This window comes from Acidimicrobiales bacterium (assembly GCA_035630295.1).
Taxonomy (GTDB): domain Bacteria; phylum Actinomycetota; class Acidimicrobiia; order Acidimicrobiales; family Iamiaceae; genus Iamia.
The window spans coordinates 55,362-81,825 of sequence record DASQKY010000001.1 but is presented as its reverse complement, the minus strand read 5'-3'; the positions used below and the strand labels follow the sequence as shown (position 1 = coordinate 81,825).

Annotated in this window: 28 protein-coding genes and 2 tRNA genes; 12 read left to right on the top strand and 18 right to left on the bottom strand. The window is 73.8% G+C overall.

Annotation, left to right across the window (positions count from 1 at the left end):
- Window positions 1-235 (top strand): ATP-binding cassette domain-containing protein (locus VEW93_00440; protein ID HYI60250.1); only part of this gene is annotated, 235 nt, incomplete at its 5' end.
- A gap of 46 nt (window positions 236-281) precedes the next feature.
- On the opposite strand, the gene VEW93_00435 is transcribed toward VEW93_00440, so the two are convergent.
- Window positions 282-1,538, bottom strand: coding sequence for an acyl-CoA dehydrogenase family protein (locus tag VEW93_00435; protein ID HYI60249.1), 1,257 nt, complete (start codon window positions 1,536-1,538; stop codon window positions 282-284).
- A gap of 72 nt (window positions 1,539-1,610) precedes the next feature.
- The gene (locus VEW93_00430) at window positions 1,611-2,633 is read right to left on the bottom strand and encodes an LLM class flavin-dependent oxidoreductase (protein HYI60248.1); all 1,023 of its coding nucleotides are present in this window, start codon (window positions 2,631-2,633) and stop codon (window positions 1,611-1,613) included.
- A 52-nt stretch (window positions 2,634-2,685) separates the two neighbouring features.
- Here VEW93_00430 and purE point away from each other — a divergent pair, with 52 nt between their 5' ends.
- Window positions 2,686-3,165 (top strand): 5-(carboxyamino)imidazole ribonucleotide mutase, encoded by a 480-nt coding sequence (purE, locus tag VEW93_00425; protein HYI60247.1) that lies wholly within the window; start codon window positions 2,686-2,688, stop codon window positions 3,163-3,165.
- A gap of 9 nt (window positions 3,166-3,174) precedes the next feature.
- Here the strand turns inward: purE and VEW93_00420 are convergent, their stop codons facing one another.
- Window positions 3,175-3,543 carry a hypothetical protein gene (locus tag VEW93_00420; GenBank protein ID HYI60246.1) on the bottom strand — a complete coding sequence of 123 codons (369 nt, stop codon included), beginning with the start codon at window positions 3,541-3,543 and terminating at the stop codon, window positions 3,175-3,177.
- A 67-nt stretch (window positions 3,544-3,610) separates the two neighbouring features.
- Between VEW93_00420 and purB the strand changes: the two genes are divergently transcribed.
- On the top strand, window positions 3,611-5,035 hold the full coding sequence (gene purB, locus VEW93_00415) for an adenylosuccinate lyase (protein ID HYI60245.1): 1,425 nt from the start codon (window positions 3,611-3,613) through the stop codon (window positions 5,033-5,035).
- A 54-nt stretch (window positions 5,036-5,089) separates the two neighbouring features.
- Complete coding sequence (locus VEW93_00410) at window positions 5,090-5,974, top strand: phosphoribosylaminoimidazolesuccinocarboxamide synthase (protein HYI60244.1); 885 nt, start codon at window positions 5,090-5,092, stop codon at window positions 5,972-5,974.
- Window positions 5,975-6,003: 29 nt separating this feature from the next.
- Here VEW93_00410 and VEW93_00405 read toward each other — a convergent pair whose 3' ends face one another.
- A complete protein-coding gene (locus VEW93_00405) occupies window positions 6,004-6,348 on the bottom strand; it encodes a hypothetical protein (protein ID HYI60243.1) in 345 nt (114 codons plus the stop codon).
- Between the two features lie 95 nt (window positions 6,349-6,443).
- On the opposite strand from VEW93_00405, the gene purS reads away from it, so the two are divergent.
- Both purS and purQ read left to right on the top strand, forming a co-directional pair.
- Window positions 6,444-6,704, top strand: a complete 261-nt coding sequence (purS, locus tag VEW93_00400) for a phosphoribosylformylglycinamidine synthase subunit PurS (protein HYI60242.1) — start codon at window positions 6,444-6,446, stop codon at window positions 6,702-6,704.
- Window positions 6,701-7,378, top strand: coding sequence for a phosphoribosylformylglycinamidine synthase subunit PurQ (gene purQ / locus VEW93_00395; protein HYI60241.1), 678 nt, complete (start codon window positions 6,701-6,703; stop codon window positions 7,376-7,378). Before purS ends, purQ begins: the two co-directional genes overlap by 4 nt.
- Before the next feature lie 52 nt (window positions 7,379-7,430).
- Here purQ and VEW93_00390 read toward each other — a convergent pair whose 3' ends face one another.
- Window positions 7,431-7,817, bottom strand: coding sequence for a hypothetical protein (locus VEW93_00390; protein HYI60240.1), 387 nt, complete (start codon window positions 7,815-7,817; stop codon window positions 7,431-7,433).
- Between the two features lie 285 nt (window positions 7,818-8,102).
- Here VEW93_00390 and purL point away from each other — a divergent pair, with 285 nt between their 5' ends.
- The 3 genes from purL to purM are packed head-to-tail and all read left to right on the top strand — an operon-like array spanning window position 8,103 to window position 12,956.
- A complete protein-coding gene (gene purL / locus VEW93_00385; GenBank protein ID HYI60239.1) occupies window positions 8,103-10,319 on the top strand; it encodes a phosphoribosylformylglycinamidine synthase subunit PurL in 2,217 nt (738 codons plus the stop codon).
- Window positions 10,320-10,363: 44 nt separating this feature from the next.
- Window positions 10,364-11,899 (top strand): amidophosphoribosyltransferase, encoded by a 1,536-nt coding sequence (gene purF, locus VEW93_00380; GenBank protein ID HYI60238.1) that lies wholly within the window; start codon window positions 10,364-10,366, stop codon window positions 11,897-11,899.
- A gap of 19 nt (window positions 11,900-11,918) precedes the next feature.
- A complete protein-coding gene (gene purM / locus VEW93_00375) occupies window positions 11,919-12,956 on the top strand; it encodes a phosphoribosylformylglycinamidine cyclo-ligase (protein ID HYI60237.1) in 1,038 nt (345 codons plus the stop codon).
- 13 nt (window positions 12,957-12,969) lie between these two features.
- On the opposite strand, the gene VEW93_00370 is transcribed toward purM, so the two are convergent.
- Entirely contained in the window at window positions 12,970-13,338 is a 369-nt protein-coding gene (locus VEW93_00370; GenBank protein HYI60236.1) for a hypothetical protein, read from the bottom strand.
- Complete coding sequence (locus VEW93_00365; GenBank protein ID HYI60235.1) at window positions 13,335-14,123, bottom strand: AAA family ATPase; 789 nt, start codon at window positions 14,121-14,123, stop codon at window positions 13,335-13,337. The genes VEW93_00370 and VEW93_00365 overlap by 4 nt, the downstream gene beginning before the upstream one ends.
- A gap of 231 nt (window positions 14,124-14,354) precedes the next feature.
- Here VEW93_00365 and pyrE point away from each other — a divergent pair, with 231 nt between their 5' ends.
- On the top strand, window positions 14,355-14,948 hold the full coding sequence (gene pyrE, locus VEW93_00360) for an orotate phosphoribosyltransferase (GenBank protein HYI60234.1): 594 nt from the start codon (window positions 14,355-14,357) through the stop codon (window positions 14,946-14,948).
- 13 nt (window positions 14,949-14,961) lie between these two features.
- Here the strand turns inward: pyrE and VEW93_00355 are convergent, their stop codons facing one another.
- The 4 genes from VEW93_00355 to VEW93_00340 form a co-directional block, all read right to left on the bottom strand.
- The gene (locus tag VEW93_00355; GenBank protein ID HYI60233.1) at window positions 14,962-16,692 is read right to left on the bottom strand and encodes an amidohydrolase family protein; all 1,731 of its coding nucleotides are present in this window, start codon (window positions 16,690-16,692) and stop codon (window positions 14,962-14,964) included.
- Between the two features lie 111 nt (window positions 16,693-16,803).
- Entirely contained in the window at window positions 16,804-17,490 is a 687-nt protein-coding gene (locus VEW93_00350) for an FHA domain-containing protein (GenBank protein HYI60232.1), read from the bottom strand.
- A gap of 110 nt (window positions 17,491-17,600) precedes the next feature.
- Entirely contained in the window at window positions 17,601-19,715 is a 2,115-nt protein-coding gene (locus VEW93_00345; GenBank protein ID HYI60231.1) for a thiamine pyrophosphate-dependent enzyme, read from the bottom strand.
- An 18-nt stretch (window positions 19,716-19,733) separates the two neighbouring features.
- Complete coding sequence (locus VEW93_00340; GenBank protein ID HYI60230.1) at window positions 19,734-20,870, bottom strand: Glu/Leu/Phe/Val dehydrogenase dimerization domain-containing protein; 1,137 nt, start codon at window positions 20,868-20,870, stop codon at window positions 19,734-19,736.
- Between the two features lie 205 nt (window positions 20,871-21,075).
- On the opposite strand from VEW93_00340, the gene VEW93_00335 reads away from it, so the two are divergent.
- Window positions 21,076-22,500 (top strand): NAD-dependent malic enzyme, encoded by a 1,425-nt coding sequence (locus tag VEW93_00335; protein HYI60229.1) that lies wholly within the window; start codon window positions 21,076-21,078, stop codon window positions 22,498-22,500.
- An 18-nt stretch (window positions 22,501-22,518) separates the two neighbouring features.
- On the opposite strand, the gene VEW93_00330 is transcribed toward VEW93_00335, so the two are convergent.
- From VEW93_00330 to orn, 4 genes are all read right to left on the bottom strand, one after another.
- A tRNA-Phe gene (locus VEW93_00330) sits at window positions 22,519-22,594 on the bottom strand.
- Between the two features lie 31 nt (window positions 22,595-22,625).
- Window positions 22,626-22,703 (bottom strand) — tRNA-Asp (locus VEW93_00325).
- Window positions 22,704-22,792: 89 nt separating this feature from the next.
- Entirely contained in the window at window positions 22,793-23,152 is a 360-nt protein-coding gene (locus tag VEW93_00320; protein HYI60228.1) for a WhiB family transcriptional regulator, read from the bottom strand.
- Window positions 23,153-23,627: 475 nt separating this feature from the next.
- Window positions 23,628-24,182 carry an oligoribonuclease gene (gene orn, locus VEW93_00315; protein HYI60227.1) on the bottom strand — a complete coding sequence of 185 codons (555 nt, stop codon included), beginning with the start codon at window positions 24,180-24,182 and terminating at the stop codon, window positions 23,628-23,630.
- A gap of 81 nt (window positions 24,183-24,263) precedes the next feature.
- On the opposite strand from orn, the gene dut reads away from it, so the two are divergent.
- Window positions 24,264-24,701, top strand: coding sequence for a dUTP diphosphatase (dut, locus tag VEW93_00310; protein HYI60226.1), 438 nt, complete (start codon window positions 24,264-24,266; stop codon window positions 24,699-24,701).
- Between the two features lie 12 nt (window positions 24,702-24,713).
- On the opposite strand, the gene VEW93_00305 is transcribed toward dut, so the two are convergent.
- The 3 genes from VEW93_00305 to VEW93_00295 form a co-directional block, all read right to left on the bottom strand.
- The gene (locus tag VEW93_00305) at window positions 24,714-25,475 is read right to left on the bottom strand and encodes a SigB/SigF/SigG family RNA polymerase sigma factor (protein ID HYI60225.1); all 762 of its coding nucleotides are present in this window, start codon (window positions 25,473-25,475) and stop codon (window positions 24,714-24,716) included.
- Window positions 25,472-25,882, bottom strand: coding sequence for a hypothetical protein (locus tag VEW93_00300; GenBank protein ID HYI60224.1), 411 nt, complete (start codon window positions 25,880-25,882; stop codon window positions 25,472-25,474). Before VEW93_00300 ends, VEW93_00305 begins: the two co-directional genes overlap by 4 nt.
- A 104-nt stretch (window positions 25,883-25,986) precedes the next feature.
- A complete protein-coding gene (locus VEW93_00295) occupies window positions 25,987-26,433 on the bottom strand; it encodes an ATP-binding protein (protein ID HYI60223.1) in 447 nt (148 codons plus the stop codon).
- Window positions 26,434-26,464: the final 31 nt, after the last annotated feature.

Genomic DNA, 26,464 nt, shown 5'->3' with positions numbered 1-26,464 from the left:
CCGGGGCGGCTACGAGATCTCCGTGGGCGAGCGCCAGCGCACGATGGTGGCCCGGGCGCTGGTGGGCGAGCCCGCCATCCTCCTGGCCGACGAGCCCGTGGCCCACCAGGACGCCCTCCGGGCCGAGGTCGTGCTGGCCCTCCTGCGGGAGCGAGCCGACGCCGGCGCCGCCGTCGTCGTCGCCACCCGCGAACCCGAGATCGCCGCCCTCGCCGACCGCACCCTCGAACTTTGAGCACTTCCTGCTGCTGAGCAGCAGGAAGTGCTCAAGGTTGCGGGGGTCAGGCCTTGAGGAGGTCCTTGAAGGGGGACTTGGAGTCGATGCCGGGTTCCTTGGGCAGGCCGAGGACCCGCTCGCTGACGATGTTGCGGAGGGTCTCGTCGCTGCCGCCGGCGATGCGCATGCCGGGGGTGCCGGTGGCGAAGGTCGACCAGGCGAAGGTGCCCCACTCGCCGGTGTCGGCGATCAGCCTGGGCCCGAGGATCAGGCTGACGATCTCGGTCGTGGCCGTGAGGTTCGCCGTCAGGGCCAGCTTGCCGATCGACATCTCGGGGCCGGGCAGGCCGCCCGCCTTGAGGTTCGCCGCCGCTCGCATGTTCGTGTACCGCGACACCTGGTAGCCGGTGTAGAGCCGCATGAGGGCGTCGCGGACCACGGGGTCGTCGGCGCGGTCGAAGGCGCGGGCCATCTCGATCAGGCGCACGATCGACACCAGGCCGGTGCCACCGCTGCCCGAGCCGCCGCCGATCGACGCCCGCTCGTTCATCAGCGTGGTGAGGGCCACGGTCCAGCCCATGTTGACGTCGCCGAGACGGTGGTCGTCGGGGACGCGGACGTCGGAGAAGAAGACCTCGTTGAACGAGGACCCGCCGGTCATCTGGCGCAGGGGCCGGACCTCGACGCCGGGGGCGTGCATGTCGACGACGAAGCCGGTGAGGCCCTTGTGCTTGGGCAGGTCGGCGTCGGTGCGGCAGATCACCTCGCCGATGTCGGAGTAGTGGGCGCCCGAGGTCCACACCTTCTGGCCGTTGAGGATCCACTCGTCGCCGTCGCGGTCGGCCCGCATCTGCAGTCCGGCCAGGTCGGACCCGGCGGCGGGCTCGCTGAAGAGCTGGCAGCCGACGAGGTCGCCGGAGTACATGCGGTTCAGGTAGGCGGTGGTGGCCTCGGTGCCGTGGGCCTGGATCGTCGGCGCCACCATCCCGAAGCCGATGCCGAAGAACGACTGCTTGGGGGTCTGGTAGCCGGACTCGAGCCGCCCGTAGAGCAGGGCGTGGTCGCGGCTCAGGCCCCGTCCGCCCAGCTCGGTCGGCCCCGCGATCCAGTGCAGGTCCGCCTCCGCCCGGGTCTTCAACCAGCCCTTGGCCTCGTTGAGCTGGCGGGCCTCGGTGTCCGCGTCGACCTCCTCGAACATGGCCACGTCGTCGTCACCCTTGCCCCAGACGAACTCCTGGGCGGGCGGCCGGGGCTGGGCGTGGGCGTCGAGGAAGGTCCGGACCTCGGTCTCGAACTCGTCGAGGGTGGGGGCATCGGCCATGGGGGCACCTGCTGGTCTGGGCGAACTTGACTGATCGGTCAAGGTAGCCCGGACGGGGCGGGCGTGCAGGTGTCAGACGGGTGCGGAGGTCAGGTCCATGGCCTCGGCGACCAACCGGTACGACCGGACCCGCTCGTCGAAGCCGTGGGTCATCGTCGTGACCATCAGCTCGTCGGCGCCGGTCCGCTCGACCAGGTCGAGCAGCCCGGATCGCACGGCCTCGGGCGGCCCGATCACGTGGTGGCGGCCCCAGCTGCGGCCGACGGCCTCCTCCTGGGGGGTGTACTCGTGGGTCGCGGCCTCCTCGGGCGTCGGGTAGACGTCCGGGTTCCCGGTGCGCAGGCGGGCCATGGCCAGCTTGCCGGGGCCGGCCAGGTAGCGGGCCTCGTCGAGCGTCGGGGCCGCCAGCACGTTCACGCCCAGCATCACGTAGGGCTCGTCGAGGACGCCGGAGGGGTCGAACGACCGGCGGTAGGCCTCGACCGCCACCTCGGTGTTCTCGCCCGAGAAGTGGTGGGCGAAGGAGAACGGCAGGCCGAGGAGCCCGGCCAGCTGGGCGCTGTAGAGGCTCGACCCCAGCAGCCACACGTCCGGCTGGTAGCCCCGGCCCGGCGTGGCGTGGATGGCCTTGAACGGGTGGTCGTCGGGGAACGTGTCGTTGAAGTAGGCGAGCAGCTCGCCCAGCTGGCGGGGGAAGTCCTCCTCGGCGTCGTAGCGGTTGGTGCGGCGCAGGGCGGCGGCCGTCAGCCCGTCGGTGCCCGGCGCCCGGCCCAGGCCCAGGTCGATCCGGCCGGGGTGCAGGGCCTCGAGCATGCCGAACTGCTCGGCCACCACGAGGGGGGAGTGGTTCGGGAGCATGACGCCGCCCGAGCCCAGCCGCAGCGTGGTGGTGTGGGCGGCCAGGTGGGCGATCAGCACCGGCGGCGACGAGCTGGCGATGCCGGGCATGTTGTGGTGCTCGGCGACCCAGTAGCGGTGGTAGCCGAGGCTCTCGACCTCCTGGGCCAGGCGACGGCTCTGGTCGAGGGCGAGAGCGGGCGTCGACCCCCGGCCGACGATCGACAGGTCGAGCACGGAGAGCTGGGGGGAGGCCACGTCGCGGTCCAACCACGTCGTCGGCCGAGACCTTCCGGGCTACCTTCCGACCATGAGCACGTACAAGGTCGCCGTCTTGATGGGATCGCCGAACGACGGGAAGAAGGTCCAGCCCGCCTGGGAGACGCTCGAGGCGCTCGGCATCGAGGCCGACGTCCGGGTCCTCTCGGCCCACCGCAACCCGGCCGAGGTGGCGGCGCTGGCCTCGTCGGCCCGGGACAACGGCTACGGCGTCTTCATCTGCGCCGCCGGCCTGGCCGCCCACCTGGCCGGCGCGGTCGCGGCCCAGACCCTGCTGCCGGTGATCGGCCTGCCCATCTCCGGCGGCGCCCTCAACGGGGTCGACGCCCTCTACAGCACGGTGCAGATGCCCCCGGGCATGCCGGTGGCCACCGTCGCCATCGACGGGGCCGTCAACGCCGCCCTGCTGGCAGCCCAGATCCTGGCCGTCACCGACGACGAGCTGGCCGATCGGCTGGTCGAGCACCGGGCCGAGCGGGCGGCCAAGAACGCCGTCCCCCCGAAGGTCTGACGGCCGCCGCTACTTGCGGCGGAAGAGGCCCTTGCGGGCCGGCTTCTCCTCGGGGATCTCCAGCTTCTGGAACCCGACGGGGCTGACCACGAGCGGGCGCCGGTCCTCGTCGCGCTGCTCCTTGCGCCGCTGGCGCTCGAGCTTGCGGATCTCATTGGCGCTGCGCATGGGGGCCTGGCCGGAGCTCTTGCGGACCCCGCCCTTCTCGATGGCGCACGACACGCACAGGGCGCCCTTGCGCGGCCCCCACGGGGTGACCAGGCAGCCGTCGCAGTGCCAGCCCCCGCAGGAGCCGCAGAGCCGATCGGCCGCCTCGAAGGGGTGGAGGATGCAGTTGGTGGGCTCCGTGGTGGAGGGGCCGAACGTGGGGACGCTCACCCTGTGGTGATCGGCCGCTGGCCCCGAGCCTTGAGAGGCTGACCGGCCCCGGACGTATCCTCGGTGGGTGACCAGCACCCCGGCGAACGTCCTGGCCCAGCGCTACGCCAGCCCGGAGATGGTCGCCATCTGGTCGGCCGAGGCCAAGGTCGTCCTGGAGCGGCAGCTGTGGCTGTCGGTCCTCCGGGCCCAGGCCCGCCTGGGCGTCACCGTGCCCGAGGGCGTCGTGGCCGACTACGAGGCCGTCGTCGACCAGGTCGACCTCGACTCGATCGCCGCCCGCGAGCGGGTCACCCGGCACGACGTCAAGGCGCGCATCGAGGAGTTCAACGCCCTCGCCGGCCACGAGCTGGTCCACGCCGGCATGACCAGCCGCGACCTCACCGAGAACGTCGAGCAGATGCAGGTCCGCGACGGCCTGCGGCTGGTCCGGCGGCGGGCCGTGGCCGTTCTCGCCCGGCTGGCCCGGCGGGCCGCCGAGCACGAGACCCTGGTCATGGCCGGGCGCTCGCACAACGTCCCGGCCCAGGCCACGACGCTGGGCAAGCGCTTCGCCAACAGCGGGCAGGAGCTCCTCGTCGCCCTGGCCCGGCTCGACGACCTGCTCGTCCGCTACCCGCTGCGGGGCATCAAGGGCCCGGTCGGCACCCAGCAGGACATGCTCGACCTCCTCGGCTCCGACGTCGCCGTCGACGTGCTCGAGGCCGAGGTGGCCAAGGACCTGGGCTTCGAGCGGCTCCTGGACAACGTGGGCCAGGTCTACCCCCGGTCGCTCGACCTCGACGTGGTCTCGGCGCTCGTCCAGGTCGCCTCCGGCCCCACCAGCCTGGCCACCACCATCCGCCTCATGGCCAGCCAGGAGCTGGTGACCGAGGGGTTCAAGCCGGGCCAGGTCGGCTCGTCGGCCATGCCCCACAAGATGAACACCCGCTCCACCGAGCGGATCTGCGGCCTGTCGGTCATCCTGGGCGGCCACCTGGTCATGGTCACCGCCCTGGCCGGCGACCAGTGGAACGAGGGCGACGTGAGCTGCTCGGTGGTGCGGCGGGTGGCCCTGCCCGACGCCTTCCTGGCCCTCGACGGCCTGAGCGAGACGACCCTGACCGTGCTGGACGAGTTCGGGGCCTTCCCCGCCGTGGTCGAGCGCGAGCTGCGGCGCTACCTACCCTTCCTGGCCACCACCAAGGTGCTCATGGCCGCGGTCCGGGCCGGGGTGGGGCGGGAGGTGGCCCACGAGGCCATCAAGGACCACGCCGTGGCCGTGGCCCTGGAGATGCGGGAGAAGGGGGCCGAGACCAACGACCTGCTCGACCGCCTGGCCGCCGACGAGCGCCTGGGCCTCGACCCCGCCGCGGTGGCCGCGGTGGTGGGGGAGCCGTTGGCCTTCGTGGGCCGGGCCCGGTCCCAGGTGGCGGCGTTCGCGGCCGAGGTCGAGGCCGTGGTGGCCACCGACCCCGCCGCCGCCGGCTACGTCCCCGCCGCCATCCTCTGACGGGCTCCGAAACGAGGGCTGGACGCCGGGCGCCGAGCCGGTAGCTTCCGGCCCATGGCGATCTCCCTGCCCCACCTGGCGACCGGCAAGGTCCGCGACATCTACGACGCCGGCGACGACCGTCTGCTCATGGTCACCTCGGACCGCATGTCGGCCTTCGACGTGGTCATGGCCGAGCCCATCCCCGACAAGGGCCGGGTGCTCACCGCCATGTCGGCCTTCTGGTTCGACCACCTGGCCGACGTGGTGCCCGGCCACCTCCTGAGCACCGAGCTGGACGACCTGCCGGAGGAGGCCCGGGACCCGGCCCTGGCCGGGCGGGTGATGCTGTGCCGGCGGGCCGAGATGCTGCCCATCGAGTGCATCGTCCGGGGCTACCTGACCGGCTCGGCGTGGAAGGAGTACAAGGCCTCGGGGACCATGCACGGCACCCCGCTGCCCGAGGGGCTGCAGGAGTCCGACCGCCTGCCCGAGCCGGTGTTCACCCCCTCCACCAAGGCCGAGGTCGGCGACCACGACGAGAACGTGTCGTTCGACCGGGCGGTGGACATGGTGGGCCGCGACCTGGCCGAGCGGGCCCGGGAGGCCTCCCTGGAGCTGTACCGGCGGGGGGCGGCGTGGGCCGCCGAGCGGGGCATCATCATCGCCGACACCAAGTTCGAGCTGGGCCTGGTCGACGGGGACCTGGTGCTCGCCGACGAGGTGCTCACCCCGGACTCGTCCCGCTTCTGGCCGGCGGATGCCTGGGTGCCGGGCACCACCCCGCCCTCGTTCGACAAGCAGCCCTTGCGCGACCACCTCGAGGTCCAGGGCTGGGACAAGGCCCCGCCCCCACCGGCCCTGCCGCCCGAGGTGGTGGAGGCCACCGCGGCCCGCTACCGGGAGGCCTACGAGCGCATCACCGGCCTGGCCCTGGCCGACTGGCCGGGCGGGCGCTGAGCCCCGGCGTCGGCGCACCCACCGGCCGGTCAGCCGAAGCGCCACTCCGGGGGGAGGTCCTCGACCCGGCGGTAGGTGACGCCCTCGTGGAGGTAGGTCACCTCGTGGTCCTGGGGGTCGAGGAGGCCGAGCAGGGCCCGCCACAGGCGGGCCCCGTCCCGGCCCAGCTCGTCGATCACGAACTGCTCCACCTTGCGCTTGTCGGGCTGGTCCATGCCGAAGGTGGAGTCCCAGCGGGCGGCCCAGGCGCCGAGGCGGTCGACCACGGAGCGGGGCAGGCCGAGGGCGGCGGGGTCCACGTCGCGCTCCCGGCCCACGTCCCACAGCGGGTGGCAGCCCCACAGGTGACGGAGCTCGATGCCGCGCCGCGCCATCGGCCAACGGTAGCGGTGGGAAGCCCACCCGGCTCCCCGGGAGGGGTGGGCCCGGGAGTCCTGCGCCGGCTCATGGGTGTGCCACGATGGCCGGCATGCGCTTCGACGTGCTCGTGGAGGTCAGCCCCCGCTCGGGCGTGGCCGACCCGCAGGGCCAGACCATCGAGCGGTCGCTGCCGGCGCTCGGCTTCGCCGGGGTCTCCGGCGTCCGGGTCGGCAAGGCCATCCGGTTCCAGCTCGAGGCCCCGTCCGAGGCCGACGCCCGGACCGAGGTCGACGACATGTGCGCCCGCTTCCTCACCAACCCGGTGATCGAGGACAGCACGGTGACGATCAGCGTGGGCGCCCCGGCATGACCGTCGTCGGGGTCGTCCAGTTCCCGGGGTCCAACTGCGAAGCCGACGTGATCGAGGCGGTCGAGCGCCTCGGTGCCCAGGGCCGGCTGGTGTGGCACGGCGACCGCAGCCTGGGCGACGTCGACGCCGTCGTCGTCCCCGGCGGCTTCGCCCACGGCGACTACCTGCGACCGGGGGCCATCGCCCGCTTCTCGCCGGTGATCTCGGCCGTGGCCGACTTCGCCCGGGACGGGGGCCCGGTGGTCGGCATCTGCAACGGCTTCCAGGTGCTCACCGAAGCCGGCCTGCTGCCCGGTGCCCTTCGCAAGAACGAGGGCCTCCGCTTCCTGTGCACCACCGTCGAGCTGGAGGTGGTGTCCACCCGCTCGGCCCTCACCGCGTCAGTCGATGCCGGGGCGATCCTCCGGGTGCCGATCAACCACTTCGAGGGCGCCTACACGTGTGATGGGTCGACCTTCGAGCGGCTGCGTGACAACGATCAGATCGTGCTCCGTTACGTCAACAACCCCAACGGGTCCATGGGTGACATCGCCGGGGTCAGCGACGAGGCCGGCAACGTGGTGGGCCTGATGCCCCACCCGGAGCGGGCCTCCGACGAGCTGCTGGGCTCCACCGACGGGCTCCCGCTGCTGCGGTCGCTCCTCGCCCGGGCCCAGGCCCGCAGCGCCGCCTAGGCGCGCCGGAGGCGGGCCGGTCCGACCGACCCGCCCCCGGGTGACGAGGTGATCAGGCGCTGCGGCTGATGCCGGCCTTCTTCAGGACGGCAGCCGGAACCCCTGACGTCCGCCAGACGCCGTAGCTGATGCCCTTGCGGGCGGTGTAGGCGCCGGCATGGGTGATGAACGCCTCTTCCAGGGCGCTGATGTCGTTGCTGGCCTGCTTGCTGGCCAGCTCGGCCTGGAGGTCCTCGCGCTCCTGGCGCAGGTTCAACTGCGTGAGGGGATCGGTGTCCTCGACGGTGGCGTCGATGGCCTCGATGCGGGCCTTGATGGAATCAGGGGTGCGTTGACGGCCCCGCTTCGGCTTGTTGGCGGTGAGCGCTTCGAGGTAGTCGGCCACCGCCTTGGCCTGCACCCGACCTTCCTTGATCGCCTCTTTGTGGCTGTCGGACATCGTCCGCTTGGTCGCCGCCTTGCGTGCTGACTTCTTCGGTGGCATGTAAACCGTTCACCTCGTTCGGGAACTGTGGACTTCCACCCCTCTAATCCCTGCATTTGAGACTACTCCCCGCAGCCGACCATGTCTCGTATCGTCACTGTCACGCCCCACAAGTCGGCCAGTGAGAGCTGAGTGGGGTGGCGTCGTGGCCGTGAGTCCGGGCGCCCCGGGGCCCGGGCTGCGGCGAAGGCGGCGCCCGGGTGACGATGCCGGCCCACGCCGGCGGTAGGGTCCTGCCACGTGACCGCGAGCGAGGATCCGCCGATCCACCGGGCCCTCGGGCTCACCGACGCCGAGGCGGCGGACATCGCCGACATCCTCGGCCGGGCGCCCAACCACCTCGAGCTGGCCATGTACGCGGTGATGTGGTCCGAGCACTGCTCCTACAAGTCGTCGCGCCTGCACCTCAAGCGCCTCCCCACCGAGGGCGAGGACGTGCTGGTGGGGCCGGGCGAGAACGCCGGCGTGGTCGACGTGGGCGACGGGATCGCCGCCGCCATCCGCATCGAGAGCCACAACCACCCGTCGTTCATCGAGCCGGCCCAGGGGGCGGCCACCGGCGTGGGCGGCATCCTCCGGGACATCTTCACCATGGGGGCCCGCCCCATCGCCATCATGGACCCCCTCCGCTTCGGCCCCCTCGACGACGCCCGCAGCCGGTGGGTGGCCGAGGGCGTGGTGTCGGGCATCTCGTCCTACGGCAACTCCGTCGGCGTGCCCAACGTGGGCGGCGAGGTGGTCTTCGACCCCTGCTACCAGGGAAACCCGCTGGTCAACGTGCTGTGCCTGGGCATCCTGCCCACCGAGCGGCTGGTCCTGGGGGCGGCCACCGGCGAGGGCAACCTGGCCGTCCTGCTGGGCTCGTCCACCGGCCGCGACGGCATCGGCGGGGTGAGCGTGCTGGCCTCGGCCGGCTTCGACGAGGGCAGCGAGGACAAGCGGCCCTCGGTGCAGGTCGGCGACCCCTTCGAGGAGAAGCGGCTCATCGAGGCGTGCCTGACCCTGCTGGACGCCGGCCTGGTGGTCGGCATCCAGGACCTGGGCGGCGCCGGCCTCACCTGCGCCACCAGCGAGACCGCCTCCCGCGGCGGCGTGGGCATGGACGTCGACGTCGCCGCCGTGCCCCGGCGCGAGGAGGGCATGGAGCCCTTCGAGGTGCTGACCAGCGAGAGCCAGGAGCGGATGCTGGCCATCGTCACCCCCGACGGCCTCGACGAGGTCCTGCGCCTGTGCGGCCGGTGGGAGGTGCAGGCCACCGTCATCGGCCGGGTCACCTCCGGCGGCCGGCTCCGCATCCTCGACGGCCCCGACGGCGAGGTGCTGGCCGACGTGCCGGCCTCCAGCCTCCACGACGCCGCCCCCCTCTACGACCGGCCCCGGGCCGCACCGGCCGACCAGGCCGCCCGAGCGGCCGACGACCCCGGTGCCCCCGACCCGGCCGAGTGCACGGCCGTCGTCCGCGACGGCCTGTGCGACACCAGCTGGGTCTACCGCCAGTACGACCACCAGCTCTTCCTCAACACCGTCGAGGCCCCGGGGGGCGACGCCGCCGTCCTGCGCCTCAAGCACCCCACCACCGGGGTCGACACCGGTCGGGGCCTCGCCCTCACCACCGACGGCAACCACCTGTGGTGCGCGGTGGACCCCCGCCTGGGCACGGCGGCCACGGTGGCCGAGTCGGTGGTCAACCTGGCCTGCGTCGGGGCCCGGCCGGTGGCCGTGGTCAACTGCCTCAACTTCGGCAACCCGGAGCACCCCGAGGTCATGTGGCAGCTCTCCGAGGCCGTCGACGGCATGGCCGAGGCCTGCCGGGCCCTGGGCCTGCCCGTGGTCGGCGGCAACGTCAGCCTCTACAACGAGACCGCCGGGGTCGACATCGACCCCACGCCGGTGATCGGCCTCCTCGGCGTGGTCGACCGGCTCGACCGCCGGCCCCCCGGGGTGGGCCTGGTCGAGGGCCACCACGTGGTCGTGGCCGGGGAGCCCGCCGCCCGGTCGCTGGCCGGCTCGGCCTGGGCCGCGGCCCGGGGCCTCCGGGGCGGGACCCTCGATCCCCTCGACCTGGGGGCCGTCACCCGACTGGCCGCCCTGGTGCGGTCCCTGGTCGGTGACGGTGCCGTCTCCGGCGTCCACGACGTGGCCGCCGGCGGGCTGGGTGCGGCCCTGGCCGAGATGGCGGTCCGCTCCGGCGTGGGTGCCCGGTGCTCCGGGGTCGACGGCCCCGCCGCCCTCCTGGCCGAGGCGCCGGGCCGGGTGGTGCTGGGCGTGGCCCCCGACCGCCTGGGCGCGGTGCGGGCGGCGGCGGCCGAGGCCGGGGTGCCGCTGGCCGAGCTGGGCCGGGCCGGGGGAGATCGCATCGTGGTCGACGGCCTCGTCGACCTGGACCTGGCCGAGGCCACGGCCGCCTGGCGCGACCGCCTGCCCGACGCCCTCGACGCCCCCGCGGCGTCGGCCTGACCGCAAGTGAGGGACCGGGCCCCCCGGGTGCGATGATGGGACCCGTGCGCGACCCCTTCGACGACTCGCCGAAGGAGGCGTGCGGCGTCTTCGGTGTGATCAGCACCGACGACCCCGTCGCCCACCTGACCTACCTGGGGCTCTACGCCCTCCAGCATCGGGGCCAGGAGTCGGCCGGCATGGCCGTCAGCGACGGCGAGCACGTCACCGTCGTGCGCGACATGGGCCTGGTGTCCAACGTGTTCGACGACCGCACCCTGGCCCCCCTCACCGGCCACCTGGCCATCGGCCACACCCGCTACTCGACCACCGGGTCGAGCACCTGGGGCAACGCCCAGCCGGTGTACCGCAACGTGGGCGAGCACCAGCTTGCCCTGGGCCACAACGGCAACCTGACCAACACCGCCCGCCTGGCCGAGGAGCACGGCATGCTCCCCGGCGTCGTGAGCAGCGACAGCGACCTGGTGGCCGAGCTCATCGCCCACGAGCTGGCCACCTCGGGCCAGCCGGACTCGCCCGAGGCCCTGGAGCGGGCCATCGTGGCCGTCCTGCCCCGCCTGGAGGGGGCCTTCTCGTTCGTCATCATGGACACCCACCGGGTCTACGCCGTGCGCGACCCCAACGGCCTGCGCCCCCTGTGCCTGGGTCGCCGGGGCGACCAGGGCTGGGTGGTGGCCTCGGAGAGCCCGGCCCTCGACATCGTGGGCGCCACCATGGTGCGCGAGGTCGAGGCCGGAGAGGTGGTGGTGCTGGAGTCGGGCCAGGCGCCCCGGTCGCTGTCGCCCTTCCCCCCCGAGCGCATCGACCCCCGCCTGTGCCTGTTCGAGTTCGTGTACTTCGCCCGGCCCGACGCCCGGCTCTACGGCCAGAGCGTCCACCACGCCCGCGTCCGCCAGGGGGAGGCCCTGGCCGAGCAGGCCCCGGTCGAGGCCGACATGGTCATGGGGGTGCCCGAGAGCGGGGTGCCGGCGGCCGAGGGCTACGCCCGCCGCAGCGGCATCCCCTTCGGCCAGGGCCTGGTCAAGAACCGCTACATCGGGCGCACGTTCATCGCCCCCACCCAGGAGATGCGGGCCCTGGCGGTGCGCATGAAGTTCAACCCGCTGCGGGAGAACATCGAGGGTCGCCGCATCGTGGTGGTCGACGACTCCATCGTCCGGGGCACCACCCAGCACCAGCTGGTCGGCATGCTGCGGGAGGCCGGGGCCCGCGAGGTCCACCTGCGGCTCACCTCCCCCCCGGTGCGCTGGCCCTGCTTCTACGGCATGGACTTCGGCGACACCAAGGAGCTGCTGGCGGCCAAGCTGAGCGTCGAGGGCATCCGCGAGTTCCTGGGCGTCGACAGCCTGGCCTACATCGACATCGACCGGCTGCTGGCCTCCACCGGGGCCGCCCCCGCCGGCTTCTGCGCCGCCTGCTTCACCGGCACGTACCCGATCGAGGTGCCGGTCGAGCTGACCAAGGGCGTGCTGGAGGGCGGCGACGCCACCCGCGTCGAGCGGCCCACCACGTTGGCCGCCGCCGCCGTGCTCGACCAGCCGTCGCTCCTGCCCGCCGACGACGCCCGCCGCCCCAGCTGACCCACGGAGCCCACCGGACATGAGCGGAGAGACCTACAAGGACGCCGGCGTCGACATCGCCGCCGGCGAGGAAGCCGTCGAGCGCATCAAGGCCAAGGTGCGCTCCACCTTCCGGCCCGAGGTCATCGGCGACATCGGTGGCTTCGGCGGGCTGTTCTCCTTCGCCGGCCACCGCTACCGGCACCCGGTCCTGGTCTCCTCCACCGACGGGGTGGGCACCAAGGCCCTGGTGGCCCAGGCCGCCGACCGCTTCGACACCATCGGCGTCGACCTGGTGGCCATGTGCGTGGACGACATCGTCTGCGCCGGGGCCGAGCCCCTGTTCTTCCTGGACTACATCGCCGTCGGCCACCTCGACCCCGACCACATCGAGCAGCTGGTGGAGGGCGTGGCCGAGGGCTGCCGCCAGGCCGGGTGCGCCCTCATCGGCGGTGAGATGGCCGAGCACCCCGGGTCCATGGAGCCCGGCGAGTTCGACCTGGTCGGCTTCGCCGTGGGCGTGGTCGAGCGCGACCTCATGCTCGGCCCCGACCGCGTCCACCCCGGTGACGTGCTGGTCGGCCTGCCGTCCCCCGGCCTGCGGTCCAACGGCTACTCGTTGGCCCGCCGGGTGCTGCTGGAGCGGGCCGGCCGCGACCTCCGGGCCCCGGCCTACGAGGGGGCCCGCCACTCCCTGGCCGACGAGCTGCTGGAGCCGTCGGTGGTCTACGCCCCGGCGGTGCGGGCCCTGCTGGACGCCGTCGACGTGCACGCCCTGGCCCACGTCACCGGGGGCGGCCTGCCCGGCAACCTGCCCCGCTCGTTGCCCAAGGGCTGCGACGCCGTGGTCGACGAGGGCACCTGGGAGGCGCCGCGCATCTTCGGGGAGATCCAGCGACTGGGCGAGATCAGCGACGACGAGATGCGCCAGGTGTTCAACCTGGGCCTGGGCATGGTGGCCGTCATCCCCCGCGAGGACCTGTACCGGGCCCTCGACGTGCTCCGGGCCTCGGGCCACCGAGCGGTGGAGATAGGCCAGGTCGAGCGGGGCCACGGCACCGTCCGCTACACCTCCTGATCAGCCTGGAGGGTCAGTCGGTCCAGGCGATGGCGCACCAGCGGCGGCGCTCGCAGGCCGGGCAGCGCATCCAGTGGCCGTGGTGCCGCCCGGGCACCCACAGCGAGGCGGTGGCCAGGCGCATGGCCACGTCGGTGAGGGAGATGCGGGTGCGGACCGAGCAGCCGGAGCACTCGACCACCACCGAGCCGGCCTGGCGGGGGCCGGTGGAGTAGAGGGCGTCCTTGCCCTCCTTGGCGTCACCGCTGCGGATGGTGTCGCGGGCGGCCTCGACCGGCATCTCGAACAGGGCCCGGCGGCCCTGGGGGTCGAGGTTGCGGCGCCGGCCCCGGGCCACGGGCCCGGCGGCGTCGCCCCCGGTCGGTCGCCGGTCATCGGTCATCGGTCGTCCTTCTTCCTGCGCTTGCCCTTGGCCCCGAAGATCCGCTCGGCCAGCTCCCGGTAGGCCACCGCGCCCTTCGACCCCGGGGCGTGCTCGAGCACCGAGCGGCCCCGGGCCGGCGCCTCGGCCACCTTGACCGACTTGGGCACCGGGGGGTCGAAGACCTCCAGCCCGTGGACGCTCCGCACCTCCTCGACGACCTGGCGGGCCAGCCTGGTGCGCCCGTCGAACATGGTGGCGATCACGCCCCGCACCACCAGGTCGCGGTTGGTGTAGGCCCGGACGTCGTCGATGGTGTCCATCAGCTGGGTCACGCCCCGCTGGCCCAGCGCCTCGCACTGGAGGGGGATGAGCACCTCCCCGGCGGCGGTGAGGCCGTTGATGGTGAGGATGCCGAGCGACGGGGGGCAGTCGATGAGCACCACGTCGTAGTCGGCCACCAACCGGTCGAGGGCCTTGCGCAGCACGTACTCGCGGCCCGTCTTGGTCAGCAGGTGCATCTCGGCCCCGGCCAGGTCGATGGTCGAGGGCAGCACCGACAGGCCCTGGACCGCCGTGCCCACCACCGCGTCGGCCGCCTTCGTCCGGCGCAGCAGCACCTCGTGCATCGACCGCTCCAGCACGTCGGGGTCGATGCCGCAGGCCCACGTGAGCGAGGCCTGGGGGTCGAGGTCGACCAGCAGGACCGAGCGCCCGGCCTCGGCCAGGGCCACGCCCAGGCTGTGGACCGTGGTGGTCTTGGCCACGCCCCCCTTCTGGTTGGCCACGGCGACGACCCGGGTCACCGGACGGCCTCGACGGCTCGGGGGAGTGCCGCAGTGGGGGCGACGGGATCTGGCATGGCCCTCTCCTCGGGTGCGATCGGGACGGCGCGAGCCCCTTCACGCGGCCCCCGAGCATGACACGGCGATGCCGGTCGAGGCCACGCCGCCATCGGCGCCGGGAGGCCGCGCCGGCCGCTCAGAAGGGTGCTGTGACACCGGCCGCCCCGGCCGGGGGGCCGTACTGTCGGAGCCATGACCGACGGCGCCCCCACCGACCCCGCCCCCCCGCCCTGCCCGTTCCCGGCCCTGCGGGACCACGTCCTGGCCCACAGCGTGCAGCGGGGGGACTTCACCCTGAAGTCGGGCCGCCGGTCGGAGTGGTTCATCGACGCCAAGCAGACCACCTGTTCGCCGGAGGGGATGTTGCTGGTGGCCGATGCCCTGCTGGCCGTGCTGCCCGACGACGTGACCGCCCTGGGGGGCCTGACCGTGGGGGCCGACGCCGCGGCCTACGCCACCGCCGGCGTCGCCGCCACCCGGGGTCGCATGCTGAAGGCGTTCACGGTGCGCAAGGAGGCCAAGGGCCACGGCATGGGGGGCCGGGTGGCCGGGGCGCTGGGCCCCGGTGACCGGGTGGCCGTCACCGAGGACGCCGTCACCCGGGGGGTGTCGATGCTGGAGGCGGTCGAGGTCATCCGGTCCGTGGGGGCCGAGCCGGTGCTGCTGGTGCCGGTGGTCGACCGGGGCGGCACCGTCGAGGCCCTGGCCGTCGAGGCCGGCGTCCCCCTCCGGGCCCTGGTCACCGCCCCCGACCTCGGCTTCCCCTACGAGCGCGACCTGGCCTGAGGGGCCGGTCCGGTCAGCGGGTGGCGACGGTGGCGGTGTGGCGGCCGCTGCGCAGGACGGTGCCGCCCAGCGCGCCGGTGGCCCGGTCGTCCTCCACGGCCACCACGCCGTTCACGTAGACCCGGCGCACGCCGCGGGCGCCGGCGGTGAGGCGGGGCGAGCGGCCGGGCAGGTCGTGGACCAGGGTGGCGTGCTCGGCCCCCACCGTCTCGGGGTCGAACACCAGGACATCGGCGTGGGCCCCCTCCCGCAGCACCCCCCGATCGCGCAGCCCGAACAGCTCGGCCGGCACCTGGGTCATGAGCTGGACGGCCCGCTCCAGGGACACGAGCCGCCGGCCCCGGAGGGTGTCGGCCAGGAAGCGGGTGGGGAACGGCGCCCCGCACATGCGGTCCAGGTGGGCACCGGCATCGGAGCCGCCCAGCATGGCCCGGTCGTCCTCCCAGACCCGGCGGCGCAGCTCCCACGAGGCGTCGTCGCCGTCGGGGGGGATGGGCCACAGCACGGTGCGCAGCTCGTCGGCCACCACGATGTCGATCAGGGTGGCGAACGGGTCGGCCCCCCGCTCGGCGGCGACGTCGGCCACCCGGCGGCCCTTCAGGCCCTCGTTGGCGTCGGAGTAGGTGTCGCCGATGACGTAGTCGCCGAAGGCGGCCAGGCGCTTGAACACCCCGGCCTCGTCGGAGGTGGCCCGTTCCAGCAGGAAGGCCTGGGTCTCGGGCTCCTGCAGGCGGGCCATGCGCTCGGGCACCGGCAGGCGCAGGACCTCGCCCCAGCCGGGGATGAGGAACAGCCCGCAGTGGGTGAGGAAGCTCATGTTCATGGGCACCTGCACCGGCAGGGTGAGGGCCACGATGCGCCCGCCCCGCGACGCGGCGACGTCGCTGGCGCCGAGCTGGCGGGGGATGCGCCCCGGCTCCCGGGAGTCGATGGTCAGCACGTTCCAGTTGAGCGGCCGGCGAGCGATGGCGGTCATGGAGGCGAACAGGTCGATCTCGTCGTCGCTGAAGCGATCGAGGCAGCCGTCGGTCATGGCCTCGAGGGTGGTGCCCTCGTGGGCGCCGACCTCCTGGCACAGGGCCAGCAGCTCCTCGGGCGTCGACCACCGCGACGCCACCGGCCGGTCGTCGCCGTCGGAGTGGGTGCGGCTCAGGGTGGTGGACAAGCCCAGCCCCCCGGCGGCCAGCGACTCGGCCAGGACGCGGCGCATCTCGGCCACCTGGCCGCCGGTGGCCTCCTGGCCCACCGCGGCCTCGCCCATCACGTAGCGCCGCAGGGCGCAGTGGCCGACCAGGAAGCCGATGTTCACCCCGACCCGGCCCTCCAGCCGGTCGAGGTAGTCGCCGAAGGTGTGCCAGTCCCAGGGCACGCCCTCCTCCAGGGCGGCCACCGACATCCCCTCGACGCTGGCCATCATCTCCCGGGTGTAGGCCGCGTCCTCGGCCCGGAGGGGGGCCAGGGTGAAGCCGCAGTTGCCGCTGATGACGCTGGTGACGCCGTGGACGTTCGACGGGGAGACGTGCGGGTCCCAGAAGATCTGGGCGTCGTAGTGGGTGTGGGGGTCGATGATGCCGGGGGCCACCACCAGGCCGTCGGCGTCGAGGGTCTCGGTCCCCTCCCCGGCCAGGGCGCCCGGCTCGGCCACGGTCGTGATCCGCCCGTCCCGGATGCCCACGTCGGCCACCCGGCCCGGGGCGCCGGTGCCGTCGACCACGGTCCCACCGGTGATCACGTGGTCGAGCATGGGCACCTCCGCACCAACATCTGGCGCGGCGTCAGATTAGCGGCCCCACGCCCGGGGGGCCGGGCCGACCCAGGGGCCCTCGGCGACCGGCCGGCCACCGGAGCGGGGTGGTCAGGCGATGAGGTCGAGGTCGGCGGCGCTGATGGAGCCGGAGCGCACGGCGTAGCGGCACAGGTTGTCCTTGGCCTCCGGGCCCTCCAGGCCCGGCACGCCGGCCGAGGCGTACTTCTTGACCAGGTCGGCGATGCAGTTCTCGACCCGGCTGCGGGACAGGAACAACCGCTCGGCGGCCTGGGCGTAGGAGGCGGGCCGGGCCTGGTCGCCCCGGGCCGTCAGCAGCGGCTCGCACAGGGCGGTGAGGATGCGGCGCTCGGCGTTGGTGAACTCCAGCAGGTACTGGGTGGCCGGACCGTCGGTGGGGATGGGCCGGGTGTCGCCCAGGGGGGCGGCCATCTCCAGCTCGACCTGCACGTCGTGGGTGCGGATGCGGCCCCGGAACTGCACGGTGACCCGGTCGATGGGCAGCGAGGCGATCTCGTCCTGGTTCTCCAGCACCCGGGTGGGGCCGGTCTCGGGCACCAGGTACACGGGCTGGCTGGCCGAGTCGTTGCGGACCCACAGGCGCCCGTCCTGCATGGAGACGGTGGCCGCGGTGCGGCTCACGCCCAGGTCCTCGGGCCCCCCGTCGGCGCCCGATCCGACCTGGATGTCGCACACCGAGCTGCGCCCGATGCGGACCCGTTCGCCCTCCTCGATGTCCGCCCGGGCCTCGCCGTGGCTCACCGTCGCTCGTGCCATGGGGTCCATGATTCCACGCCTGGCGGGCTCAGGGCTCGGTCCCCCCGAACCGGGCGGGGACCTGGTCATCCTCGCGCCGGATCCACGCCCCGCCGCCGGGGGGGAGGGGGTCACACGGCCAGGAGGGCGCGCATCTCGGTGGCGATGCGGGCCGCGTCGACGGACAGGGCCTCCTCCAGGGGCGGGGCGAAGGGGAAGGCCGGGACATCGGCGGTGGCCAGCCGGCGCACCGGGGCGTCGAGGTCGAAGAAGGCGTGCTCGGCCACCAGCGCGGCCACCTCGGCCCCCACCCCGAAGCTGAGGTTGTCCTCGTGGACCACCAGGCAGCGGCCGGTACGGGTCACCGAGGCCAGCACCGTGTCGGCGTCCAGGGGCGAGATGGTGCGCAGGTCGACCACCTCGACGTTCCCCTCGCCGGCCGCGGCCAGCGCGTCGGCGGCCTCCACGGCCAGGTGGCGGAGCATCCCGTAGGCGACCACGGTGGCGTCGGTGCCGGGCCGGGCCACGGTGGCCACGCCGATGGGGACCCGCCACCCCGGGTCGTCGGGCACCGGGCCCTTGACCAGCCGGTAGCTCCGCTTGTGCTCCAGGAACAGGACCGGGTCGGGGTCGGCCACCGCCTCCCGCAGCAGGCCGGCCACATCGGCCGGGGTGGACGGGGCCACCACCTTGAGCCCCGGCACGTGGGCGTAGGTCGCCTCGATGGACTGCGAGTGGTAGAGGGCGCCGTGCACGCCCCCGCCCCACGGGGCCCGGATCACCAGGGGCACGTGGAAGTCGCCGTTCGACCGGTAGTGGATGCGGGCCGCCTCGCTGGCGATCTGGTCGTAGGCCGAGTGGATGAAGTCGGCGAACTGGATCTCGCAGATGGGCCGCAGCCCGGCCAGGGCCAGGCCGATGCCGATGCCCACGATGGACGACTCGGCCAGCGGGGTGTCGAAGACCCGGGCCGCGCCGAAGGAGGCGGCCAGCCCCTCGGTGGCCCGGAAGACGCCGCCCCGGGGGCCCACGTCCTCGCCCAGCACCACCACCCGCTCGTCGCCGGCCAGGAGGTCGTGCTGGGCCTGGCGGATGGCGTCGACCACGTTCCGCTCGGTGGTGGGCCCGGCGTCGGCCACGGCCACCTCGGGCGCGGTGGCCACCGGTGGGTCGCCGCCGTCGGGGGCGCCGGGCAGGGGGCGCAGGGGCCGGGCGAACACCCGGGTCCAGGCCGTGGCCGGCTCGGGGAAGGGCATGGCCTCGGCCCGGCGGGCGGCCTCGTCCACCTCGGCCCGCAGCTCGGCCTCGATGCGCACCTCGTCGGCCTCGGGCAGGAGGCGTTGCTCGATCAGGTACTGGCGGATGCGGCGGAGGGGGTCCTTCTTCTGCCAGGCCTCGACCTCCTCGGCGGTGCGGTAGCTGCGGTCGTCGTCGTCGGAGGTGTGGGCCTTGTAGCGGTAGGTCTTGCACTCGAGCAGGGTCGGGCCCTCGCCGGCCCGGGCCCGCCGCACGGCCTGGTGGGTGGCGGCGTAGACGTCGAGGGGGTCGTTGCCGTCCACGATGATCCCGCCGAAGCCGTAGCCGTGGGCCCGGTCGGCCACGTTGTCGACGGCCGACTCCCGGGCCACGGGGACGGAGATGGCGTAGCCGTTGTTCTCGCACACGAACACGCAGGGCAGGGAGTGGATGCCGGCGAAGTTGAGGGCCTCGTGGAAGTCGCCCTTGGAGGTGGCCCCCTCACCGAAGTACGAGACGACCACCTGGTCCTGGTGGCGGAGCCGGGCCGCGTAGGCCAGCCCGGCGGCGTGGGGGAGCTGGGTGGCGATGGGCGACGAGCCGGTGATGAGGCCCAGCCGGGCGCTGCCCCAGTGGTTGGGCATCTGCCGGCCCCCCGAGCTGGGGTCGGCGGCCCGGGCGAAGACGGCCAGCAGCACCTCGGCGGCCGACATCCCCAGGGTCAGCACCACCCCGATGTCGCGGTAGTAGGGCAGGACGACGTCGTCGCCGCCCCGCAGGGCCCAGGCCGAGCCGACCTGGGCGCCCTCCTGGCCCTGCCCCGACACCACGAAGGGCGCCTTGCCCATGCGGTTGAGGCTCCAGATCTTCTGGTCGAGGAGCCGGGCCAGCAGGACGGTGCGGTACATCCCGAGCAGGTCGCCGGCGTCCAGCCCCAGGGCGGTGTGCCGGTCGTGCAGGTGCAGACGGGACAGGTCCTCGGTGCTGGGGGCGTGCAGGGCGCGGGCCATGGCGGCTCCTCGGTCAGGTCACGGGGCGGTCGGTCCCCCATGGGATCGGTGGGCCGGGGGGTGGGGGAGCGCGGCCGCGGCGGCGATGCGTTCCTCGGCCCGGCGGTCGGCGGCCTCGGCCGGCGTGGTGCCGTCGGCCTCGGCCCGGGCGAACACGTCGCGGAGGGTGTCGGCGATGCCGGCCACCCGGGCGAGGGCCCGGGCTCGGTCGTACGGGGCCCCGGACGGGTGGCGCTCCTCGGCGATGTTGATCACTCCGCCGGCATTGGCCACGTAGTCAGGGGCGTAGAGGACACCCCGAGCGGCCAAGCGGGGCCCATCTGCCATCGTTGCCAGCTGGTTGTTGGCCGATCCGCACACTGCGAGGCAGCGTAGTTCCGGGATGGTGGCCTCGCTGAGGACCGCGCCCAGGGCGCAGGGGCTGAACACGTCGCACTCGGTGGCGTGGGCCCGGTCCGGGTCGACCACCGCCACCCCCGGGTGACGGGCCCGGACCGCGGCCACCGCCTCGGCCCGCACGTCGGCCACCGTGACCCGGGCCCCGTCGGCCACCAGGTGGTCGACCAGGGCGGCGCCGACCTTGCCCACCCCCGACACCACCACGTGGCGCCCGGCCACCTCGGCCGAGCCCCAGGCCCGCTCGCCCACCGCGTCGAGGGCCCGCCGCACGCCCCAGGCCGTGGCCGGCGAGGGGTCGCCCGAGCCGCCCAGCGACTCGCTGGTCCCGGTGACGTACGGCGTCTCACCCCGGATGAGGTCCATGTCGGCCTGGGTGGTGCCCACGTCCTCGGCGGTGAGGTAGCGCCCGGCCAGGCCGTGGAGGAAGCGGGCGTAGGCCCGGATGAGGTCCTGGCGCGGCTGGGCCCGGGGATCGCCGATGATCACCGCCTTGCCCCCGCCGGCGTCGAGGCCCGACACGGCGTGCTTGTAGGTCATGCCCCGGGCCAGCCGGCACACGTCGGCCACCGCCTGGGCCTCGGTGGCGTAGGGGAGGAAGCGGGTGCCGCCGATGGCCGGCCCCAGCACGGTCGAGTGGATGGCCACCACGGCCCTCAGCCCCGAGGCGGCGTCGTGGAAGAACGTGACCTGCTCGAACCCCTCGACCCCGGCGTGCCCGAACACGGACGGCGGCGGGGCCGGGGGCTCGAGGGTCACGGCCGAAGGGTAGGTCGGGTCCATGTCCGTTCTGAGGCGCCAGCGCGCAGTGGGGTGAGCCGGGGCGCCTCAGAACCGCGGAGCGGCCCGGGGCCGACGCTTCTGAGGCGGCTCCGAACGTGGGGGTGTGCGCTGGCGCCTCAGAACGGCCCGGGGGGCGCAGGCGATTCCCCCGGTCCGGGGCGCTCCGGTACCGTGGCCGTCGATGTCGACGCCCACCGCTGCCTACTCCGTGCGCCTCCGCGTCCGGCTGCCCAACGTGCCCGGCGCCCTGGGTCGGCTGTCGGTGGCGCTGGGGGAGATCGGCGCCAACATCGTCGGGCTCCACGGCTTCGAGGCCAAGGGCCCCGTCCTCGACGAGGACGTGGTGGTCAACTGCAGCGACGCCGCCCACATCGAGAAGGTGCGCGAGGCCCTCACCCGGCTCGAGGGCGTCGAGATCCTGGACTTCGCCGACCGCACCTTCGAGATGCACGCCGGCGGCAAGATCCACGTGCTGGCCACCGTCGAGGTCAACGACCGCGACGACCTCTCCATGGCCTACACGCCGGGGGTGGCCCGCATCTGCACCGCCATCGCCACCGAGCCCCACCTGGCCCACGAGCTCACCATCAAGAAGAACACCGTCGCCATCGTCACCGACGGCACCGCGGTGCTGGGCCTGGGCGACATCGGCCCCGAGGCCTCGCTGCCGGTGATGGAGGGCAAGGCCCTCCTGTTCAAGAGCTTCGCCGACGTCGACGCCTTCCCGGTCTGCATCGACACCACCGATGCCACCACGCCCGAGGCCAAGGTCGACGCCATCGTCGAGACGGTGGTCCGCATCGCCCCCGTCTACGGCGGCATCAACCTGGAGGACATCGCCGCCCCGGCCTGCTTCGAGGTCGAGGAGCGGCTCCGCGAGCGGCTCGACATCCCCGTCTTCCACGACGACCAGCACGGCACCGCGGTGGTGACCCTGGCCGCCCTGGAGAACTCGCTCAAGATCGTCGGCAAGCACATGGACGAGCTCCGGGTGGTGATCTCCGGCGCCGGCGCCGCCGGGGTGGCCATCGCCAAGATCCTCATGGCCGCCGGGGTGCGCGACGTCATCGGCTGCGACAGCAAGGGCGCCGTCACCCGCGAGCGCCAGGACCTGAACTCGGCCAAGCGGGCCTTCGCCGAGCTCACCAACCCCAACGGGGCGTCGGGGTCGCTGTCCGAGGTGCTGCCCGGGGCCGACGTGTTCATCGGCGTGTCCGCCCCCGACCTCCTCCACGCCGACGACCTGCGGAAGATGGCCTCGGACCCCATCGTCTTCGCCATGGCCAACCCCGACCCGGAGATCCGGCCGGAGGTGGCGGCCGGCCTGGTGGCGGTGATGGCCACCGGCCGCAGCGACTACCCCAACCAGATCAACAACGTGCTGGCCTTCCCGGGCATCTTCCGGGGGGCCCTGGACGCGGGGGCCACCACCATCACCGAGGGCATGAAGGTGGCGGCGGCCGAGGCCATCGCCTCCGCCGTCCCGGAGGACGAGCTCGGCCCCGAGCTCATCGTGCCCTCCGTGTTCGAGAAGGCCGTGGTCGAGCTGGTGGCGGCGGCCGTGGCCGGCGCCGCGGTGGCCGACGGGGTGTGCCGCACCCGCTGAGGCGGGGGCTGCTCGATCTGGTGGCCGGAACCGGCGTCGATCCGGTGACCTCACGCTTTTCAGGCGTGCGCTCTGCCAACTGAGCTATCCGGCCGTGCTGCCGCCGGGTGTGGCGACGACGGCAGTGGCGGTCCCGACGGGATTTGAACCCGCGACCTCCGGCTTGACAGGCCGGCGTGCACTCCAAACTGCACCACGGGACCAGCACCCCTGGTGGGGCCGGTGCAACCTAGCACCGACCCCGGGGGGCCGATCCAGCCGGTCGGACCGGACGGATCGGCCCCGGGCCGGGTCACGCCGTGCGGCGGACCACGACGTCGGCCAGGGCGGCCGGGACGGGCACCTGGGGCAGCTCGTCCTCGGGACGGGCCACCTTCGGGGGCCGTCCCCGCCGGCGCTTGGTGGCCAGGATGCGGCCGTTGCGGAACAGCTGGCCGCCCCACACGCCCCACGGCTCCCGGCGGGCCAGGGCGCCGGCGAGGCACTCCTCCATCACCGGGCACAGGGCGCAGATGCCCTTGGCGGCGGCGATGTCCTGGAGCTCCTCGGAGAAGAACAGGCCCGAGAGCGAGCCGGCCCCGTCGTCGCAGCGGGCATCGGCCCACCACGAGCGGTCCTCCGCAGCCTCCTGCAGGTCATCGAGCACGGTCACTGGTCTCTCCTCGGTCGTCGTCGTCGTGGGGTGGTGGGGGCGGGTGAGGTGGGGGAAGGCAAGGGTGGGGAAGGGGAGGGACCGGGCCCGAAAACCAGAAAGGCCGCCGGGAGATCCCGACGGCCTTCGGAGGTTTCAGTGGCTGCTCCCTATCGGGGAACCGCCTCCTCAGGCCATGGGGCAGGGTTGTGGTCGTGCCGCTTGGTGGTCGGGATCACGATGGACGGCATGGCGGTCCACACGCGACCCCACACGGTCCCGGCACCGGAGGCATCCGACGGCGCGTACCCGGCGAACGAGCGCGTGCTACCGGCGGCGGCGGTGCGCTCGACCTGGTCGCTGCGGTTCAGCATCGGGGTCCTCGGGCTCGGAAGGGCCGGGAAGGGCCTGCGCCCGGGCGGTCCGGGCGCCCGGTCATCGAACCGCACCGGTCGCGGCTCGTCAAGCGATTTTCCGCCGGCCGGGCCGGCGGGCCTCATGGCGCCTTGGGCGTGGCCTCGGCCCGGAAGATGCGCTGGCGGTAGAAGCGCAGCTCGTCGATGCTTTCCCGGATGTCGTCCAGGGCCCGGTGGCTGGTCTGCTTCCGGGGCGTCTCCTCCAGCAGGCCCGGGTACCAGCGCCGGGTCAGCTCCTTGAGGGTGGAGACGTCCACCGAGCGGTAGTGCAGCCAGCCCTCGATGTCGGGCAGGTACCGAGCCAGGAAGCGGCGATCGGTCCCGATGGAGTTGCCGCACAGGGGGACGGTGCGCCGCTCGGGCACGTGCTCCCTGATGAAGGCCAGGGTCTCGGCGCCGGCCTGCTCCAGGGTGGTGGTCGAGGCCTGGATGGCCGGCAGCAGGCCCGAGCGGGTGTGCATGGACCGCACCACGGCCTCCATGCCGGCCAGCACCTCCGGCGGCTGGTGGATGACCAGGTCGGGACCCTCGGCCACCACGGTCAGGTCGTCGTCGGTGACCAGGGTGGCGATCTCGACGATGGCGCACCGCTCCGGGTCGAGCCCCGTCATCTCCAGGTCCATCCACACCAGCACGGGGGGGATCGTACGTGCCGGCGGCGCGCCCTGGTGGCGTCGGCCGTCGACGGCCCGGGCCGGGTCGGCCAAGATGCGCCGGTGCTGCACGTGCCCGTCATCCGCCTCGACCCCGACCTGCCGCTGCCCTCCTACGCACACGAGGGCGATGCCGGCGCCGACCTCCACGCCCGGCACGACGTGCTCCTGGTCGCCGGGGGGGGCCGGGACCTGGTGCCCACCGGCATCGCCCTGGCCCTGCCGGCCGGCCACGCCGGGTTCGTGCAGCCTCGCAGCGGGCTGGCCCTGCGCCACGGGGTGACCTGCCTCAACACGCCCGGCCTCATCGACTGCGGCTACCGCGACGAGGTGAAGGTGCTGCTCGTCAACCTGGACCCCGACCACGACTACCAGGTGCGCCGGGGCGACCGCATCGCCCAGCTGGTCATCCAGGCCGTCGAGCGGGCGACGTTCACGCCGGGCGAGGCGCTCCCCGGATCCCACCGGAACAGCGGCGGTTTCGGCTCGACCGGCCGCTGACGGGCCGGGGGCTCAGGCCAGGCCCTCGTGCTCCAGCCGGTCCCGCAACTGGGCCAGGCTGCGAGCCAGGAGGCGCGACACGTGCATCTGGCTGATGCCCAGGCGCTCGGCGATCTGGGACTGGGTCATGCCGTCGTAGAACCGGAGCCGCATGATGAGCTGCTCCCGCTTGGGCAGCGTGTCGACCAGCGTGGCCACCAGCATGCGGTTCTCGGCCGCGAACAGGTTGGCATCCTCGTCACCGAGCTGGCCGGCCAGGCCCAGGCCGGAGTCGTCGCCGCCGGCCGGCGCGTCGATCGAGGCCGACCGGTAGGCCTGGGCCGCCTCCATGGCCTCCAGGACCTCCTCCTCGGAGGTGCCCGACGCCCGGGCCAACTCCTCGATGGTGGGCGAGCGGCCGAGCCGCTGGGTCAGGGCGCCGACCAGGCTGTTGATCTCGACGTGGAGCTCCTGCACCCGCCGCGGCACCCGCACGGCCCAGCCCTTGTCGCGGAAGTGGCGCTTGAGCTCGCCCACGATGGTGGGGGTGGCGAAGGTGGAGAACTCCAGGCCCCGCTCCGGCTCGAAGCGCTCCACCGCCTTGACCAGGCCCAGGGACGCCACCTGGATGAGGTCCTCCAGGGGGACCCCCCGGTTGTTGAACCGGCGGGCCAGGTGCTCGGCCAGGCGCAGGTGGGCCTCGATCAGCCCGTCGCGGATGGTCCGATCGCCCGTGCGCTGGAACTCCCGGAACTGCTCGCGGAGGTGCTCCCGCTCGTCACCGTCCAGGCTCATCCGTCCCCCGGTCCCGCCGGCCCCGGCCCGCCGTGGCGCTTGGCGATCCAGACCCGGTCGCCGGTGAGGTCGACGCGGTGGTCGTCGACCACGGCGTCGAGGATCTGGTCCGACAGCTCCGTGTCGGGATCGGTGGCCCGGCCCGGTCCCGCCAGCCCACCGGCGATGTCGACGGCGACGGTGTCCGGCCCCAGGGTGAAGGTGAGGGTCAGGGCGCCGGGCCGGGAGCCGTCGCCGATGAGCAGCGAGCACGCCTCGCCCACCGCGATCCGCAGGTCCTCGACCTCGTCGTAGCCCATGCCGATCCGGGTGGCCAGGCCGGCGCTGGTCAGCCGCGCGATGCGGACGAACTCCGGTGCTGCCGGGAGGGTGAGGGTGATCTCGTCGCCGGGGATCTCGTCGGGCACAGGGCTCTCCAGGGAGGGGTCGGCCGAGAGTCTGGCACCCGGCCGGACGGGTGTGGACCGGCCCCGGCGCCCGGTGGGGCGGGGACCGGGGGGTCAGGGGGCGGTCAGGCCGGGTTGGCCAGGGCGAACCAGACCGACTTGCCCCGCCGGCGCCGGGTGACGCCCCAGGAGTCGGCCAGGTGGTCGACCATGGCCAGGCCCCGGCCCGAGGTGGACAGGGGACCGGCGAGGACCGGGACCGGCTCTCCGGCCGAGGCGTCCCCCACCTGGACCGAGAGGCGGCGCTGGTCGAGGTCGACCACCAGCTCGACCGGGTTGCCCTCCCCGTGGACCACCGCGTTGCTCACCAGCTCGCTGGTGAGCAGGCACGCCATGTCCGACAGCTCGGGCCGTCGGCCCTGGGCCAGCAGGTCACGCACGACCTGACGGGCCTGGGCCGGTGCCTCCGGCCCGGTGGCCAGGGCGGTGGCGACCAGGACGTGATGTGGTTCGGGGGAGGGGGTCGCGGCGGACCGTGGAGGCGATGCCGCCGCCGTGGTGGGGGCCGCCATGGTGCGAGCCGTACCCGTGGTCCCTGGCCGG

What these genes read in the sequence shown, in the direction of transcription:
- VEW93_00355 (HYI60233.1), bottom strand. Translation starts at nt 16,692, where the DNA reads ATGCTCGACCACGTGATCACCGGTGGGACCGTGGTCGACGGCACCGGC.
- purS (HYI60242.1), top strand. Translation starts at nt 6,444, where the DNA reads ATGCGCTTCGACGTGCTCGTGGAGGTCAGCCCCCGCTCGGGCGTGGCC.
- VEW93_00295 (HYI60223.1), bottom strand. Translation starts at nt 26,433, where the DNA reads ATGGCGGCCCCCACCACGGCGGCGGCATCGCCTCCACGGTCCGCCGCG.
- VEW93_00305 (HYI60225.1), bottom strand. Translation starts at nt 25,475, where the DNA reads ATGAGCCTGGACGGTGACGAGCGGGAGCACCTCCGCGAGCAGTTCCGG.
- purE (HYI60247.1), top strand. Translation starts at nt 2,686, where the DNA reads ATGAGCACGTACAAGGTCGCCGTCTTGATGGGATCGCCGAACGACGGG.
- VEW93_00370 (HYI60236.1), bottom strand. Translation starts at nt 13,338, where the DNA reads ATGACCGATGACCGGCGACCGACCGGGGGCGACGCCGCCGGGCCCGTG.
- VEW93_00405 (HYI60243.1), bottom strand. Translation starts at nt 6,348, where the DNA reads ATGGCGCGGCGCGGCATCGAGCTCCGTCACCTGTGGGGCTGCCACCCG.
- purQ (HYI60241.1), top strand. Translation starts at nt 6,701, where the DNA reads ATGACCGTCGTCGGGGTCGTCCAGTTCCCGGGGTCCAACTGCGAAGCC.
- purM (HYI60237.1), top strand. Translation starts at nt 11,919, where the DNA reads ATGAGCGGAGAGACCTACAAGGACGCCGGCGTCGACATCGCCGCCGGC.
- VEW93_00390 (HYI60240.1), bottom strand. Translation starts at nt 7,817, where the DNA reads ATGTCCGACAGCCACAAAGAGGCGATCAAGGAAGGTCGGGTGCAGGCC.
- VEW93_00345 (HYI60231.1), bottom strand. Translation starts at nt 19,715, where the DNA reads ATGGCCCGCGCCCTGCACGCCCCCAGCACCGAGGACCTGTCCCGTCTG.
- pyrE (HYI60234.1), top strand. Translation starts at nt 14,355, where the DNA reads ATGACCGACGGCGCCCCCACCGACCCCGCCCCCCCGCCCTGCCCGTTC.
- VEW93_00350 (HYI60232.1), bottom strand. Translation starts at nt 17,490, where the DNA reads ATGGCACGAGCGACGGTGAGCCACGGCGAGGCCCGGGCGGACATCGAG.
- VEW93_00335 (HYI60229.1), top strand. Translation starts at nt 21,076, where the DNA reads ATGTCGACGCCCACCGCTGCCTACTCCGTGCGCCTCCGCGTCCGGCTG.
- VEW93_00410 (HYI60244.1), top strand. Translation starts at nt 5,090, where the DNA reads ATGGCGATCTCCCTGCCCCACCTGGCGACCGGCAAGGTCCGCGACATC.
- VEW93_00435 (HYI60249.1), bottom strand. Translation starts at nt 1,538, where the DNA reads ATGGCCGATGCCCCCACCCTCGACGAGTTCGAGACCGAGGTCCGGACC.